This window comes from Segatella baroniae DSM 16972 = JCM 13447 (assembly GCF_000426585.1).
Taxonomy (GTDB): Bacteria; Bacteroidota; Bacteroidia; order Bacteroidales; family Bacteroidaceae; genus Prevotella; species Prevotella baroniae.
In genome coordinates this window covers 1-16,159 of the sequence record NZ_AUFQ01000017.1, presented here as the reverse complement: position 1 = coordinate 16,159, position 16,159 = coordinate 1, and the positions used below count along the sequence as shown (strand labels likewise).

The window sequence follows — 16,159 nt, the reverse complement described above, 5'->3', positions numbered from 1 at the left end:
AATTTCTCGACTATTGCATATATTTTTTGTAATTTCGCATATATAATATGGTACTCGAAGCGTATTGACAACATGAAAATAAGACAAGAAGAGCACTACTGGCGCAGTCTGGCAATCCGCATCGCCGTAGTCATCATCACCGTAACGCTGGTCGTTTGGTTCATGCCCCGCAACGAAAAGCAGCAGTTCAGATACGACGTGGGCAAGCCCTGGATGTACGGTTCCTTCATCGCCAACTTCGATTTCCCCATCTACAAGACCGACGAAACCATCAAGGCAGAGCAAGACTCCGTGATGGAACTGTTCCAACCCTACTACAATTACAACACAAAGGTCGAAGCACAAGAGATTGCCAAGTTCAGACACGACTTCCAGGAAGGCTTCGACAACCTGCCACCGGGCTACATGCGCATCATCATCGACCGGCTCCACAGGCTCTACCAGGCCGGCATCATCAACACGCCGGAGTACAACAACCTCGCCAAAGACTCGACGAGCATGGTGAGGGTGGTCAAGGGCAAGCAGGCATCGAGCCTGCAGATCAACTGCATCTACTCCACCATGTCGGCCTACGAGATGATTTTCGACGACGAGATTCTGGCCAAGGAGCGACACATCCTGCAACGGATGAACCTGACGAACTACATCACGGCCAACCTCATCTACGACAAGGACCGGTCGGAAACCGAACAGAACGACCTCATGAGCAGCATTCCCATCGCCAGCGGCATGGTGATGAGCGGCCAGAAAATCATCGATCGAGGCGAAATCATCAATGATTACACCTACAGGGTGCTGAACTCTCTCGACCGGGAACTCCAACGGCGGGACGCCAGCAAGACCACGATCACCAACACGGTGATAGGCCAATTGCTCTACGTGACAATCCTTGTGTCGCTCTTCACCGTCTTTCTCACCCTCTTCCGAAAGGACTATTTCGACGATTCCCGCAGCATTCTCATGCTCTATTCGATGATAACGGTCTTCCCCATCATCGTCTCCGAGATGATGCAACACAACTTCTTCAGCGTCTACATCGTACCTTTCGCAATGGTGCCGATCTTCATCCGCGTCTTCATGGACACGCGGACGGCTTTCATCGCCCATGCCGTGATGATTCTCATCTGCGCGGCAGCAGTGAAATATCAATACGAATTCATCATCATCCAGCTGGTGGCGGGGCTGGTGGCCATCTATTCGCTGCGCGAACTGTCGAAGCGTGCGCAGCTGTTCAAGACCGCCCTCTTCGTAACCGTCAGCTCCTGTTTGGTCTACTTCTCGCTCCAGATGATACAAAACTACGACTTGATCAAGATGGATCAGTCCATGTACTACCACTTCGCGGTCAACGGCGTGCTGCTGTTGCTGGCCTATCCCTTGATGTATCTGATTGAAAAGGCGTTCGGATTCACCTCAAACGTGACGCTGTTCGAGCTTTCCAACACCAACAAAGGGCTGCTGCGCGACATGAGCGAGATAGCGCCCGGCACCTTCCAGCATAGCATCACCGTGGGCAATCTGGCCTCGGAAATCGCCAACAAGATTGGGGCCGACAGCCTGTTGGTGCGTACCGGCGCCCTCTACCACGACATCGGAAAGATGGAAAACCCCGTTTTCTTCACCGAAAACCAGGTCGGTATCGACCCACACAAGAACATGCCCTACACCGAAAGCGCACGAATCATCATCAGCCACGTCACCGAAGGCGTCAAGATGGCCGAGAAATACAACCTTCCCTCCTTCATCAAGGACTTCATACTGACCCACCACGGACTGGGCATTACGAAGTATTTCTACATCAAATATCAGAACGAGCACCCCGACGAGCAGGTCGACAAGAAGCTCTTCAGCTACCCCGGGCCGAATCCTTTCACCCGTGAACAGGCCATCCTGATGATGGCCGACACGGTGGAAGCGGCCTCGCGCTCGCTTCCCGAATACACGGAGGAGAGTATCAGCAGCCTCGTCAACAAGCTCATCGACGAACAGGTGGCCAACGGCTACTTCACGGACTGCCCCATCACGTTCCGCGACATCAGCCAGGCCAAGCTGATTCTGACCGAACGACTCAAAGCCATCTACCACACCCGCATATCCTATCCCGAACTGAAGGGCACCCACAAAACCGCCGAAGCGGAATAGAAAAGGCTTTCAACACACTCTTTTTCTGCACAAAAGCAAAGCGATTGTGCCAAAAAAGCTGCACAAAAACTTTTTTTTGTGCAGCAAAACGCGCTTTTATTGTTAACTGATTTTAAATAAAAGCCTTTCTTTTCCGAAGTTTAGAACAATGCTTCTAACTTTGCAACCAAACTTTTTAAGGTAATTAAGATGAATAAAGTAAAATTCGCAATCATTGCTTTTGCAATGGCAGCGACGCAATCCGTTTGGGCAGGAGGACTGCTGACAAACACCAATCAGAATGTAGCTTTCGACAGAATGTTGAGCCGCGACGGTGCCATCGGCATTGACGGCGTCTATTCCAACCCCGCCGGCGTGGCCTTCCTCAGCGACGGACTCCACCTCTCGCTCAACTGGCAGCTCGTGTTCCAGAGCCGAATCATCCAAAACGAATATCCTCTCTTCGCCCGCAACCAGAACGACAACACCACCACCCGCAAGTTCCGGGGCACGGCTTTCGCGCCGGTACTGCCCTCGATACAGGCCGCCTACAACTGGAAGGGCTTCTCCTTCCAAGCCATGTTCGGCGTAACGGGCGGCGGCGGCAAGTGCACCTTCGACGACGGACTGGGGTCGTTTGAGAAAATCGTGGCCGAAACGGCGATGGGGGCTACAGCCCTGGCCGGCGCCATCGACAAGACCATGGGCCGCGAAGCCTTCACGAGCGACCAGATGTTCGGCAAGACCGGCAGCTACAGCTACAACAGCTTCATGCGCGGCCGCCAATACTATTACAGTTTCTCGCTGGGCGCAGCCTACAAGCTCAACGAAAGCCTCAGCGCCTATGCCGGCGTGCGCGGCGTCTACGGCCTGAGCAACTACTACGGCTACGTGCGCGACATCAAGGTGGGCCGCGTCCCCCTCTACACCGTACTCGACCCGACGCGCACCAATGCCGCCGACATCGAGTTGAACTGCGACCAGAGCGGCGTGGGCTTCACCCCCATCCTCGGTATCGACTACAAGTTGGGCCGCTGGAACTTCGCAGCCAAATACGAGTTCAAGACCCGCATGCGCCTGAAGAACGAGAGTGTGAACTCCATTCCCAGCATCGGCAACCTGCCCGGCAACCTTGCCACGCAGATGGTGAAGGGCGGCATGTCGCAGGCACAGGCCCAGGCCGTGCTGACGGCACCCGCCGTGGCCGGCAGCATGAAGGCCATCAAGGACCAGTTCGACAGCAAACTCGGCGAAGCCATCGGCGAATATGAAGACGGAAGGAAGGTGGCGGCCGACCTGCCGGCCTACCTCACCCTGGGCGTAAGCTACAACCCCGTCGACCCCTTGCGCGTCAATGCGGGCTTCCACTACTTCTTCGACAAACAGGCGACGTCCTACAACCACCGCGAAGACCTGCTGAAGCGCGGCACGATGGAGTGGAACGCGGGCGTGGAGTACGATGCCAGCAAACTGTTGACCGTCAGCGCCGGATGGCAGAACACCAGCTACGGCCTGTCCGACAAGTACATGGACGACAAATCGTTCGTCACCAGCTCAAACTCGGTGGCCTGCGGCGTGAAGGTGAACGTCAGCAAGAAGGTGAAACTCAACCTGGCCTACTTCCACACGTTCTACAAGCACTACAAGACCGACACGCCTTCGCAGCTGGGCGGCAACACCGTGAACTACAAAGCCGACTTCACCCGCAACAACAACCTGTTCGGCGCCGGCGTGGACATCGACTTCTAACAAGCCAACCTTGTTTTTCCAAGAATAAGATCCATAGATAATTACATAACTGAAATGACAAAAGCCCCTATAGGACGTGAGTTCTGTAGGGGCTTGCACTTTTTCATACGCCTGACGGGAGACAGCTCCAAGAGCCGGACGAGGGCTTTTCAGAGTGGGTCGACGTCGTAATAAATCTGCAGGGCGGCATAACGCTTGTCCTGCATCATCTGTTTCTGCACGTAGCGAAGGGCTTCCCGCGCCTGGCTGAGGTTGAGTCCGTTCTCCAACTTCAGCACGAGCTTGCGGATGTGGAGGGCCTTCACACGGGCGATGGCGGGCTTGTCGGGACCCAGCACGCGTCCGCCGAAATACTGCCGCAGCCGGCCGCCCAGCTCCAGGCCCGCCGTTTCGGCCACATTCTCGTATTTGTGCTTCAGAAAGACATACACCAGATGGTGGAACGGCGGGTAATGGAACAGCTGCCGCTCCTCCAGCAGGTCGTTGTAAAAGCCCTCGTAATCGTTCGTCACCACCTGCCGGACGACAGGCAGGTCGGCACTCTTGGTCTGGAGGATGACCAATCCGCGGTCGCCCCTGCGCCCCGCCCGCCCGCTCACCTGGCTCATCATCATGAAGGCGTGTTCGTAGGCCCGGAAGTCGGGATAATTGAGCATGGAATCGGCATTCAGAATGCCCACCACGCTCACCTTGTCGAAGTCGAGCCCCTTGCTGACCATCTGCGTCCCGATGAGCAGGTTGGTCTTGCCGCGCGAGAAATCGCCGATCAGCCGCTCGTAGGCATTGCGCGTGCGGGTGGTGTCGAGGTCCATGCGGGCCACCCGCGCCTCGGGAAACAGCTCGCGGATGTAGTCCTCTATCTTCTCGGTGCCGTAGCCGCGGCCCTGCAGTTCGGTGCCGCCGCAGTTGGGACACACCGTCGGCACGGTGTAGGTGAACCCGCAGTAGTGGCAGGTGAGTTGGTTCAGCCGCTTGTGCAGCGTGAGCGAAACGTCGCAGTTGCCGCACTTGGGCACCCAACCGCACGTCCGGCACTCGACCATCGGCGCGAAGCCGCGGCGGTTCTGGAACAGGATGACCTGCCGCCCGTCGTGCAAGGCCTGGCGGACGGCTTGCAGCAAGTCGGGCGAGAACGGCCCGTTCATCATCTTGCGCCGCTGCAAGTCCTTGATGTCCACCACCCGTATCTCGGGCAACCGGATGTCGCGGTAGCGTGTCATCAGGCCGACCAGCCCATACTTGCCCTGGTGCGCGTTGTAATAGCTCTCCATCGACGGCGTGGCGGTGCCCAGCAGCGTCCTGGCCCCACACATCCGGGCCAGCATGATGGCGGCGCTGCGGGCATGGTAGCGGGGCGCGGGGTCCTGTTGCTTGAACGAAGTCTCATGTTCCTCGTCGACAATCACGAGCCCCAGGTTGCGGAAAGGCAGAAACACCGCGCTGCGTGCGCCCAGGATGATGTCGTAAGGAGCGGCCGACAGCTGCTTGTTCCATATCTCCACCCGCTCGGCGTCGCTGTACTTGCTGTGATAGACGGCCATCCTATTGCCGAAAATCCGTTGCAACCGGGTCGTTATCTGTACCGTCAGCGCAATCTCGGGCAGCAGGTAGAGCACCTGCTTGCGCTCCTCCAAGGCCTTCCTTATCAGGTGGATATACACCTCGGTCTTGCCGCTCGACGTCACGCCGTGGAGCAACACCACTGGCTTGTTGAGAAACTGGAAGACGATTTGATTATAGGCGTCCTGCTGGGGCAGGCTGAGCGACTGGATGGAGTCGAGCCGCGGCTCGCCACCCACATTGAGCCGCCCCACGGTCTTTTCATAGACAAAGAGGAAACGCCTGTCGACCAGTGCCTTGACGACGGCCGCCGTGCAGTGGCTCGCGTTCATCAGCTCCTCCCGGGTGACCTCAACGACGGGGCTGCCGGGGGCTGTCCCCGAGAGCGTGTCCCAATGCGAGAGCGACAGGAAAGTGGTGAATGTATGAAGTTGCTTGGTCGCCCGCGTCAGCATGTTGAGACAGGCATGGAGCGTCTGCTCGTTCCGGCAAGATTCCGACAGCGCGATGTAGGTCTCGGTCCTTGGCCGGAAGCCTTCCTCGGCCTTCAAGCCGGCCGGCAGGGCGGCCTTGTAGACGTCGCCGAGGGGCGCGAGATAATAGTCGGCAATCCACTGCCACAACTTCAGTTGCTGCGGCAGGAGCACCGGCGCGGCGTCGAGCACGTCGAGAATGGGCCGCGCCTCGAAGTCGGGCTGCCGCTCGTGCAGCTCCACCGCAATGGCGGTGTAGGTCTTGCTCTTGCCCAACGGCACGAGCAGACGCACGCCGGGCACCACTCGCGGAGCCTTTTCGGCAGGCACCGAATAGGTGAACAGACCGTCGAGCGGCAGGGGAAGGATTACGTCTACATAGCTCATCGCGCGGCAAAGATACGTAAAAAAAACGATACCGTCGGCCCATGGTTTTCAAAAGGGCCGCTTTCCGTAAGCAAAAGCTATCCTTCCAGCCGGCAAAAGGGCTGCTTTTGCAGGCTGGAAGGATAGCTTTCAGAAGGTGAAAGAGCCGTGTTCAGAAGCTGAAAGAGCTGCTTTCAGAAACGTCAGCTGGGCTTTCGGGACGGAGTGGTCAGAAGAAGTAGGTGAGTCCCAGCTGCCATGAGCTTTTGCTCTTCACGTCGAAGGAACCCGCCGACAGGCCTGTGCCCGGCGTCGTCAGCACGTCCTGCAAGGTGATGTCGCCGGTACGGCCGACAGGAATGTTGTAGCGGGCGCTCACCTGGATGTCCTTGATCAGCACACCGCCGCCCAGATTCACGCTGAACAAGGACTTCTTCAACTGGAAGGTGCTCTTGTAGCTCTTCGCGTCGCCCCACGAGAAGGAGCCGTCGCCGACGTTGAAACTGACCTGCGGGCCCGCCGTGACAAAGACACTCAGCAGCTGTCCCAGACCTAAACCTGCACGCAGGTTGACCGGAATGCTGACATACTGGCGGTTTATCTTCACACCGTCGACTTTGGAAGACTGCCTGTTGTAGAGCGCCGACACGTCGGCGGCCAGCCCCGTGACGGGAATGGAGATCTTCAGCGTAGGTCCGATGTAGAAACCAGCCCGGTTCGACGGGTCGAGCGCACTGCCGCTGAGCGACATTTTCGTCAGGTCGAAACCGCCCTGGACGCCAAACCTTATTTGTGCCTGGCTGCTTATTGCCGTCAGGAACATGAGCGCGAGGCCCATGAAACGTACTTTTCTCTTCATAATTTTCTGTATTTGAAACAAGGATAGTTCAATGGCGTTGGCGCCGAACGGTGACACGGGCCGACCCTTGGCCGCCCGACGAGGACTCCGACTTGGCCTCGCGGCTCTTCACCGTGGCGCGGCGACCGGCCAGCCGTTCGGCCCGGCGGTTGCGCGACAGCTTCGGCGTCTTGCCGTCGGCCTTCGTCTTGCGGTCTGTCCGACTGAGGGAATCCTTTGCGGCACGGTCTCCCCACAGCTGGTTTTCAAACGCTGCAAGCTCGGCCTCTATGCGTTTCTGCTCGCGGGCCATGGCGGTGTCGTTGGTGCAGTACTGCGCCAGCGTCTTGCCCAGCAGGTTGTTGGTCTTGTAGATCTTGCCTTTGTAAAGGCGCAGGGTGAAGTAGTCGTCGGCCGTCACTTCGGAAGCGTCGTTCAGACTGCTCGCCACCACCGTCTGGCGGGCCAGGAAGGGGGCCAGGTCGTCATAGCGCACCCAGAACAACGGATAGCGTTGCACGCCGTCGCCGAAGTCGTCTTCGCGCTCCATGATGGGGCAGAGGGCCTGCACCTTGGTGTGGAACGTGGCCGAACGCTGGTCGAAATAAGACGTCTCCTTCACGTAATAGGCCTTCACTTCGCGCGACGGAATGTCGCTGTCGTCGATGTGGACGCCCCGGTCGGTGCGGGTGTAGTGAATGCGGTAGTTGTCGAGCAGGCGCAGGGGCTTCACGGCGGCCGAGTCGCTGAAGTCCTCGTTGCCGTCCATCGTGTAGTCGTAGGCCGTGAGGGCCCTGCGCAGCATGAGTTTGAAGATGTAGGTGAAGAGGTTCACCTTGTCCTTCTGCGGCTCGGCAGGGTAATACAGGCCGCTGTTGGCGTCGTCCATGAGGTTGATTTCACGATAGATGTCGCGCCGCCACACCACGTCCTCCTCCATGCGGGGCTGCACGGGAAAGGCGATTTGCGAACGGGTGGTCACGGCGGCGGACGGCGACCTCCGTGCCTGGGCCTCCGCCTGGGCCCTGCGCTTGGGCGCCTGCGCGCAAACGGCCTGCGACAGGCTGGCGGCCAACATCAAGAAGAGTATCTTTTTCATATATTATCTGTTTATCTTACGATTACTTCCATCGCTCCGGGCAGCTTGCGGACGATTCCGTCGGGGCCTTGGGCGGTCACCTTGACATAGAAACGGCGGTTGCGCGACAGCTTGCGGAAGGCTTCGAGCTGCCGTTCGGAGAAGTTGGGGCCGTTGCCCACCATGGGCACGGCGTTGCCCATATTGTCGTAGAAGACGGTCTCGAAGTTCAGCACGCGGAACTCTATGTCAAGCAAACCGTCGTCGATAGCCGCGTTCACGTGGTGGAGCGACAGCAGAGCGCCTTTCGACAGCGGCCCACCCTTGAACCGGTCGCCGCCCAAAGCCAGGTAAGGAGTCGGGTCGGGCAGCTTGCGCACCTTGAAGGCGTAGCTTCCCATGTCGCGCGTCCGCCCCTTGTCGGTGGCCGAAACATGGAAGGTGACGTCCTTGCCGACGCCCGCCGGCACCGCCGTGAAGCGTCCGTTGCCCTTCGCCGTGAGGCTGCCGCCCGTCATCGACACGTGGACGGTGCTCTGCGGCACGCCCGGCACGCTGACGCTGACGGGGTTCTGGTAGCCGGCGTAGAGCACATTCATCATGTCGGCGGCCACCGTGGCGCCCATGGGCAGGGGAATGACTTCATACTTCTGGGTGAAAGGGCGGCGCAAGAGGTCGCCGGCACCGTTCTGCATGAGCATGTAGCCGCTGAAACTGTGCTGCCCCACGGCGCCCACGGCGAAGCTGTATCTGCCCCCACGGGTGTCGACGCGGCTGCCGTTGATGAAGATGCGGGGCTGCAGCGTCGTGTCGACGGCCGCCATCACAATGCTGGCGGAGAACGTTTCGCCCGGATAGAGCGTGGTCTTCTCGGGTATGACGAAGGCGTTGAGCTTGTTGACGCGGATGTCCTTGACGTCGATGTTGGCCACCAAGGTGTGCAACACCTCGCCCTCGGCATGGCGCACGTCGCTCTGGAGCTTTGAAAGCAGCGTGACGGCGGCCGCCACGGGCATGTCCTCAAACATGTATTGCTGCCAATTGCGGCCCACGGTGCGCTGCTGGCGGGGCAGCCTGGTGGAGAGGTTGTCGGCGATGATGCGGCGTTGCATGGGGTCGGTGACCATCGTCAGAATGCGCTCGCGATAGGCGTCGATGGCCCGACGGAGCCGGCCGCCCTGGCCCGTGAGGGGCGAGAGCATGATCTGGCTGGCCGCCTCCAGGTCGTCCTTGTGCTGGATGTCGCGCACGTCGCCGTCGCGCCCGTCGGCCTCTTTCACGATCGCCTCCTTGAGTTGCTGGGCGAACAGGTAGAGCGAGTCGCTCATCCGCTTGACGGCCGTCGCCTTGTCGAACCAGGCCTGCACCTTCTGCGGATTGCTTTTCATCTGCGAAGCAAAGTCTTCATAGAGTGCGGAGTTCTCTGCCGAGGCATTGGCCGTGGTGCGGTTGAGGCTGTCTTCCACGAGGGAGAAGCCGTCGAGCACCTCTGTCGACACGTTGAGCGCCAACATGGCCATGAGAACCACGTACATCAGGTTGATCATCTTCTGACGGGGAGATACCGGCCGTTTTTTGATTGCCATGGAAATCGTGTGTGATGGATGAGAAATAGAGGGTGACGGGGCATGAAGGCCATGCCGCGATACTTGAACGGAGCTGCCTTTAGAGGCTTCCGGAGGCCGACACACCGCCGGCGACGGGCGCGGCGGCCCGCATGTTGACGGTCATGGCCTCGATCATGCGGGCATAGATGGCGTTGAGTTGCTCGATGTGGTGGGCCATCTGCCGGCTTTGCTCGTTGATTTGGTCGATGGTGCCGATCTGTCGGCTGGCACTCTTGAGCTGCATCTCATAGACCTTGGAAATGCCGGTCAAGGTGCGGTTGAGGTTTTCCATCTCTTCGCTGTCGCGGGAAAGCCGCCGGCTCTGTTCGCCGACCTTCTGCAACAGGTCGGTGAGCCTGCGCAACTCCTCCACATAGTTCTTCTGCGCCTCTTCCATCTCGGGATGGGCGGCGGGAACGACCGACACCGGAGCCGTGGGAACGCTGCCCGCGGGCTGCTCCACCTGCACCGTCACCGACTCGGGAGCCTTGCCCGACAGGTGCATCGGGATGTCGCGACCTTCGGCTGTCTTGTCGAACGGGCGGTCGAAGGCCGAGAGAAAGAACACCACGACTTCGGTTCCCATGCCCAGGAAGAGCCAGAAATTGGCCCCGGGGATGTGCGTCAGCTTGCAGAGCGTGCCGAAGATGACGATGGCGGCGCCCCAACTGTAGGCGTAGTTCAGGAACGTCTGTCCCGGAACGCTGTCTATCCACCTCTGCAGACGGTAGACGACATTGTATTTACTGTAAGTGGTCATGGCTTATTTTTTGCTTTTGGGTTGTTTGCTCGTGGTGGAATTGGCCAGACTGCGCACACAGCGGAAGCCGATGTAGGCCCGCGGCTGGTTCTGATACTCCCACGTTCGCCAGGCGCTTCGGATGAAACTCTCGGGGTCTTTCCACGACCCGCCGCGCACACTCTTCTTCTTCAGCCGGTAGGGGTCTTCCTTGGCGGCGTTGTAGCGCAGCGTGGGGTTGAGGTCGTTCATGGCCTGCAAGCCCGATTCGGTGAAGATGGTGCCGGTCCACTCGGCCACGTTGCCCGCCATGTCGAAGAGTCCGTTGCTGTTGGCGCCGTAGGTTCCCACCTTGCTGGTGATGAGATTGCCGTCAGCGGTATAGTTGCCGCGGTCAGGTTTGAAGTTGGCATAGAAGCAACCGCGGCCGTTCTTCATGTCCTTGTTGTCCCAAGGAAACTCGTTTCCCTCCTTTCCACGGGCGGCATATTCCCACTCCGCCTCGGTGGGCAGCCGATAACGCTGCACAAACCGGGCCTCGGGGCCCAGGCCGGCCAGCAGGTAGTTGGTGCGCCAGGCGCAGAAAGCGTTGGCCTGTTCCCATGTGACGCCGACGACGGGATAGTCGTTGTAGGCGGCGTTGCTGAAGTAGCTGCGCAGATAGAGTTCGTTGTCGGAGTTGGTGAAGTCGTTCACCCAGCAGGTCGTGTCGGGATAAATGTTGACGATGTAGGTGTTGAGGAAATCCCAGGGGCCGGTGAGTTGGCGGTCGATCGTGGCCGACACCACCCTGCCGGCGTCGTCGATGTAGGCCGTGTCCTTGGAGATCATCACCACTTCGTCGGGATTGACGGTGACGTCGGTGTTGAGTTGGCGCTCCTCGGGGTTGAGACGGTGACGGCGCAAGGCTGCGGCCGTGTAGTCATAGACCTCGTATTTGTAGTTCATCTGCCGCCAGTCGAGCAGCTTCTCGCCCGTCACGGGGTTGGTGACGTAGAGGCTTTCGATGGCGCGTTGCTCGTCCTCGTTGGGCCGACGGGGCAGCGGCTTCTTCCAATTGATGCGCGGCGTGACGGCCTCGCCGTTCTTGTCCTCCGTGATGAGGTAGGTTTCGTCGCCCGCGTAGGCCGGATCGGCCAGACGAGTGCGCAAGATACTGTCGCGCACCCACATGACAAACTGCCTGTACTTGGCGTTGGTGACCTCGGTCTCGTCCATCCAGAAGCCCTCCACCGACACGTCTTTCGTGACGTTCCGGTGGCCCCAAAGCGAGTCGAGGCTGTCCAATCCCATGTGCAGGTAGCCTCGGTCCACCTTCACCATGCCGTAAGGAGTGGGCTCGGCAAAGGGCCGGCTGCCCCCCACGCCCACCACTTCGCCGCCTCGGCCGGCCTGCGAAAGGCTCTTGCTGCCCAGACATCCCGTCAGTACGGCCAAGGTCGAGAGCATGCAGAGGCGTATCATTGTTTTCTTCATATCGTGTTTCATTCGTTGGTTTCATGCAAAAGCGGCGTCGTCACAACAGTCTGACGCTCTGATGGCGGTTGCGTCCCTTCCTGGTCAGGCTGATGCCGAGCTGATAGCCCAGGAAGACTCCGTGGCTGCCGTTGCCCCCGAGCCCGGAGGTGTAGGCTTCGTAGCTGTAGCCCAGCACTATGCCGTGGAACTTGCCACCGACCAGCACGGTCAGCGAGTTGCCGGGACTGTAGCCCAGGCCGCCGTACATCATCTTGTCGTCGTGCGTATAGACCAGCCGCGTCGTGACGTCGGCCCGCCAGCCCGTGCCGTCGGCTCGCAACAGCATGGTGGGCTTTATAGTAAGAAACGGATTTCGCAGCTTTATATTGCATCCCGCCGTCAAATAATAGGAAGGTTCTATGGCCAATTCGTTGGTCGCGCCCAGGATGACGGTGGGCGAATTGACATGTTGGACGGAAACGCCGGCATGCCAAAGGGGGCGGAAATACATCAGTCCGAGGCCCAGGTCGAGCGCGCTGCCGGTGACGAGCGAGGTGGCGAAAGCCGGGTCGCCGGGGTCTTCCGTGTCGACTTTGCTTCCGTCGAACTTCTCGCTGAGCATTCCGGCCTGCACGCCGAGGGCCACCACGCCGCCCAGCAACTTGCCACGGAAGGCGTATTGGCCGGCCACACGCTGATGGGTGAAGAGTCCAATCTTGTCGTTGAGGAGCTGGACGCCGCCCCCATGCCGGCGGTTGAGGAGGAGGAAGGGCATGTCGGCCGCCGCATAGAAGGTCTGCGGATTGTGCTTGAAGCCGGTCAAGTCCATGGCGTATGCCGCCGTCATGTTGACCGCGTCACGCTGGCCTGCGGCGGCGGGGTTGAACGAGGTCTCCATGTCGAAATAATGGCTGAACGACGCGTCGTACTGGGCCGAGGCCTGTCGCGACAGGAGCAGGCCGGCCAGCAGCAGCAAATGGGTCTTCGGAATCTTCACAATAGGATAACGGCGGACGGGGCAATATATTATAAGAGCAAAAGACCGTTGTCTTACGGCAACGGTCTCATGTATATTTCGAGCGAATCCTCAGGGAATCAATACTCGTCGTCATTCCACAGGAAATCATCCTTGGAAGGATAGTCGGGCCATATATCTTCAATGCTTTCGTACACATCACCCTCGTCCTCTATTTCCTGTAGGTTTTCAAGCACCTCCAGTGGGGCTCCGGAACGGATAGCATAGTCTATCAATTCTTCCTTGGTGGCGGGCCAAGGCGCATCTTCCAATTTAGACGCAAGTTCAAGTGTCCAATACATAGTGTCTTTTATTTAGCAATTACGATTTCGCGTGCAAAAATAGCAAAATAAATTATAATCGCAAATAATTCAACAGTTATTTTTCAAAGTGTCAGCAGCTAATTAAGTAAAATAAGCAAAATCAATCACTTGTCGTCAAAAATTAACGATATATGTCTGCTTGAACCGCTTGTCAAAGAACAAAATGCCACAATAGTAGAGGTCGAAGCCCACGCTGCAGCGGCCGTCGGCAGCCCGGCGGAGCCATTCGGCACGGTTGGCGCGGCTGTCATGAATGCCCGTCATGACCAGCAGGTCGCCTTCGCGGGCGGAGGACATGAAACGCTCGGCGTCGGCGCGGCTCTCCACGCTCCCGTCGGCGAGGAGCACGCGGCGGATGTCGGGGCCGCCGGTCGGCACGGGGGCCACGTCGGAGCGGTCGCAACCGTGCTCGACGCACCTTATATAGTAAGGTAGGAATGGCGTTTGCAGACTGATGTGCCATGTGGCCTGGCCCACTTCACGGGAAAGACGATAGAACAGGCGGCCCAACTTGCGCGCCACGGGATTCAGTCGCTGCGCTTCCTCCAGGATGGAATAGGCCGGATAAGGCTCGTGGCAGTTGACCACCTGCCGAATGAAACGGTAGGCGGAAGGCGACTGCACGCCAAATCCCTGGCACTTGTCGATGCGGCGCAGCCAGACGAGAAACATCCGGATTCTTGAAAACATCGCTGCAAAGATAGCACTTTTCCTCTTATAACCGACGTTTTGCGGCATTTTGCGGCGCAAAAGAGACTGTTTTGGCAAAAGAATGCGTATATTTGCGACAACAAAGACAACGCTCGATCCACAAATTTATAATCACACTATATGGAAAAAGAAACATGGATGCGACGTGCCATCCAACTATCGGAAGAAAGTGTCAGGCAGGGAGGAGGCCCCTTCGGTGCCGTCATCGTGAAGGACGGGCGCATCATCGCCGAGGCGTCCAACCGGGTGACGATTGACAACGACCCCACGGCGCATGCGGAGGTCAACGCCATCCGCATGGCCACGCGCCTGCTCAAGACGTTCGATCTGACAGGCTGCGACATTTATACGTCGTGCGAGCCGTGCCCCATGTGCCTGGGGGCCATCTACTGGGCACGCATCGACCGCATCTATTATGCCAACGACCGGCAGGATGCCGCCGACATCGGCTTCGACGACGACTTCATCTATCGGGAAATCGACCGTCTGCCGGCCGAGCGGCACAAGCTGATGCAGCCGCTGCTGCCCGAAGAGGGCAAGAAGGCGTTCGAGATGTGGAGGCAGAAGGCAGACAAGGCGGCCTATTGAGCCGCTTGGCGCGCACCGCATTTGACATTCATTTTCAACGGCTGTCCTTTTGGCTCGCAAAAGGACAGCTTTTATCGTGTAAAAAGGCAGCTTCCATCGTGCAAGAAGGCTGCTTTCATCGTGCCAAAGGGCTGCGACAGCGCTGCAACAGCTGGCCTTTGGGAATACGAGCACATGACGGCATGAAAGCGCGGATCGGTTGTCCCTAAAGAAAAATTAAGACAACAGATTTGTAATTGATGGAAAATTATTGCACTTTTGCCACGATTATCGATTGTTTATTAGATAACCCTTTCAAAAATAAAGCGTCATGAACAAGACAAAAGTATCTTTGGCCGCCTTTGCCGGCCTTGTCATTATCATCAGTGCCTGGCTGCTGGCCCAGGGAGTCAGGAATTTCCGGGCCGAAAGTCCCAAGATCAACGTGACGGGCCTGGCCGAAAAGCAAATCACGAGTGACCTCATCGTGTGGAACCTGACCCTCAAGGCCAAGGACAACACGCGTGCCAGCGCGTACAACGAGTATCAACGTGCGGCCAAAGTCATGAAGAAATATCTGAAGGAACAAGGCATTGCCGACTCAAGTCTCACCACGAGCAGCGTGGATATCAGCCCCGAGACGCGCCAGGTCTACAACTCCGAGTCACACCAGTATGACACCTATAACGACGGTTACAGTGTTTCTCAGACCTTCACCGTCCGCTCGGGCAACCTGCCGCTCGTGGAACGCGTCTATCAAAACATATCGGAACTCTACAACCAAGGCCTTGACTTCAGTTCCAACGCACCCCTCTACTACTACACCAGGCTCAACGACCTGAAGATGGAAATGCTCAACAAGGCCAGCGAAAACGCCTACGAGCGTGCCCGGACGATTGCCGGCGGCAGCCACTCCTCCATCGGCGCCCTCCTCACGTCGTCCATGGGCGTCTTCCAGATTGTGGGGCTCAACAGTGAAGAGGAATACAGCTGGGGCGGCACCTTCAACACGTCAAGCAAGGTGAAGGTCGCCAGCATCACCGTCCGCACCACCTACGAGGTTGAAGATTGACAAATCCCCTTCCTCTCCCCCATGTCCCCACAACCTCCGCCCCCATGCCCCCATGCCGTCCTGTGTAGACAGCCGCATTGCGGCTGTCCCGTCTCCGCCCCTCCCTCTCCTTCCTCCCCCCAAACGCAAAGAGCCCCGGCCACTCTGTGAAGTGACCGGGGCTCGGCTCTGAAAGAAGGCGGCGACCTACTCTCCCGCATTGCATTGCAGTACCATCGGCGCAGGCAGGCTTAACTTCTCTGTTCGGAATGGGAAGAGGTGGGGCCCTGCCGCAAGAACCACCTGATTTTATGGTTTGACATCGGGACACAGGCAAGGACGGAAGGAAGAACGAAAGACCATCACCGCACGACAGCCAAAAGGATGGAGCGCAAGGAAAGTTTCGGGCAATTAGTAGCGCTCGGCTGTGACGTCGCCGTCTATACACCTGCGCCCTATCGACGTCCTAGTCTCGGACGACCCTCGAAGGAGTTCTAATCTTG

Annotated in this window: 13 protein-coding genes and 2 rRNA genes; 4 read left to right on the top strand and 11 right to left on the bottom strand. The window is 58.4% G+C overall.

The features are described 5' to 3' along the window. The first annotated feature begins 72 nt into the window (after positions 1 to 72). Both K334_RS0110490 and K334_RS0110485 read left to right on the top strand, forming a co-directional pair. A complete protein-coding gene (locus K334_RS0110490) occupies positions 73 to 2,142 on the top strand; it encodes an HD family phosphohydrolase (RefSeq protein WP_025881326.1) in 2,070 nt (689 codons plus the stop codon). Between the two features lie 189 nt (positions 2,143 to 2,331). Further along, complete coding sequence (locus tag K334_RS0110485) at positions 2,332 to 3,870, top strand: porin family protein (RefSeq protein WP_027444928.1); 1,539 nt, start codon at positions 2,332 to 2,334, stop codon at positions 3,868 to 3,870. Positions 3,871 to 4,019: 149 nt separating this feature from the next. On the opposite strand, the gene priA is transcribed toward K334_RS0110485, so the two are convergent. From priA to K334_RS0110440, 9 genes are all read right to left on the bottom strand, one after another. Next, on the bottom strand, positions 4,020 to 6,290 hold the full coding sequence (gene priA, locus K334_RS0110480; protein ID WP_027444927.1) for a replication restart helicase PriA: 2,271 nt from the start codon (positions 6,288 to 6,290) through the stop codon (positions 4,020 to 4,022). A gap of 208 nt (positions 6,291 to 6,498) precedes the next feature. Next, positions 6,499 to 7,128, bottom strand: coding sequence for an outer membrane beta-barrel protein (locus tag K334_RS0110475; RefSeq protein WP_027444926.1), 630 nt, complete (start codon positions 7,126 to 7,128; stop codon positions 6,499 to 6,501). Between the two features lie 28 nt (positions 7,129 to 7,156). Next, entirely contained in the window at positions 7,157 to 8,206 is a 1,050-nt protein-coding gene (porN, locus tag K334_RS0110470) for a type IX secretion system ring subunit PorN/GldN (RefSeq protein WP_027444925.1), read from the bottom strand. Positions 8,207 to 8,217: 11 nt separating this feature from the next. Then, on the bottom strand, positions 8,218 to 9,771 hold the full coding sequence (gene porM, locus K334_RS0110465; RefSeq protein ID WP_025882331.1) for a type IX secretion system motor protein PorM/GldM: 1,554 nt from the start codon (positions 9,769 to 9,771) through the stop codon (positions 8,218 to 8,220). Between the two features lie 79 nt (positions 9,772 to 9,850). Continuing rightward, positions 9,851 to 10,552: a GldL-related protein gene (locus tag K334_RS0110460; RefSeq protein ID WP_021588634.1), complete on the bottom strand. Its 702-nt coding sequence runs from the start codon at positions 10,550 to 10,552 to the stop codon at positions 9,851 to 9,853. Positions 10,553 to 10,555: 3 nt separating this feature from the next. Next, the gene (gene porK / locus K334_RS0110455) at positions 10,556 to 12,007 is read right to left on the bottom strand and encodes a T9SS ring complex lipoprotein PorK/GldK (protein WP_154655597.1); all 1,452 of its coding nucleotides are present in this window, start codon (positions 12,005 to 12,007) and stop codon (positions 10,556 to 10,558) included. A 40-nt stretch (positions 12,008 to 12,047) separates the two neighbouring features. Beyond that, positions 12,048 to 12,980 (bottom strand): PorP/SprF family type IX secretion system membrane protein, encoded by a 933-nt coding sequence (locus K334_RS0110450; protein ID WP_036890348.1) that lies wholly within the window; start codon positions 12,978 to 12,980, stop codon positions 12,048 to 12,050. Between the two features lie 104 nt (positions 12,981 to 13,084). Continuing rightward, the gene (locus tag K334_RS0110445) at positions 13,085 to 13,306 is read right to left on the bottom strand and encodes a DUF2795 domain-containing protein (RefSeq protein ID WP_007134761.1); all 222 of its coding nucleotides are present in this window, start codon (positions 13,304 to 13,306) and stop codon (positions 13,085 to 13,087) included. A 135-nt stretch (positions 13,307 to 13,441) separates the two neighbouring features. After that, on the bottom strand, positions 13,442 to 14,017 hold the full coding sequence (locus tag K334_RS0110440) for a hypothetical protein (protein WP_154655596.1): 576 nt from the start codon (positions 14,015 to 14,017) through the stop codon (positions 13,442 to 13,444). 141 nt (positions 14,018 to 14,158) lie between these two features. Here K334_RS0110440 and K334_RS0110435 point away from each other — a divergent pair, with 141 nt between their 5' ends. Further along, positions 14,159 to 14,626: a nucleoside deaminase gene (locus K334_RS0110435; protein WP_021588615.1), complete on the top strand. Its 468-nt coding sequence runs from the start codon at positions 14,159 to 14,161 to the stop codon at positions 14,624 to 14,626. Positions 14,627 to 14,936: 310 nt separating this feature from the next. Continuing rightward, on the top strand, positions 14,937 to 15,677 hold the full coding sequence (locus K334_RS0110430) for an SIMPL domain-containing protein (protein WP_021588602.1): 741 nt from the start codon (positions 14,937 to 14,939) through the stop codon (positions 15,675 to 15,677). Between the two features lie 173 nt (positions 15,678 to 15,850). Here K334_RS0110430 and rrf read toward each other — a convergent pair. Then, positions 15,851 to 15,963: ribosomal RNA gene (gene rrf / locus K334_RS0110425) — 5S ribosomal RNA — on the bottom strand. Positions 15,964 to 16,047: 84 nt separating this feature from the next. Beyond that, positions 16,048 to 16,159: ribosomal RNA gene (locus tag K334_RS0110420) — 23S ribosomal RNA — on the bottom strand; the annotation flags it as partial.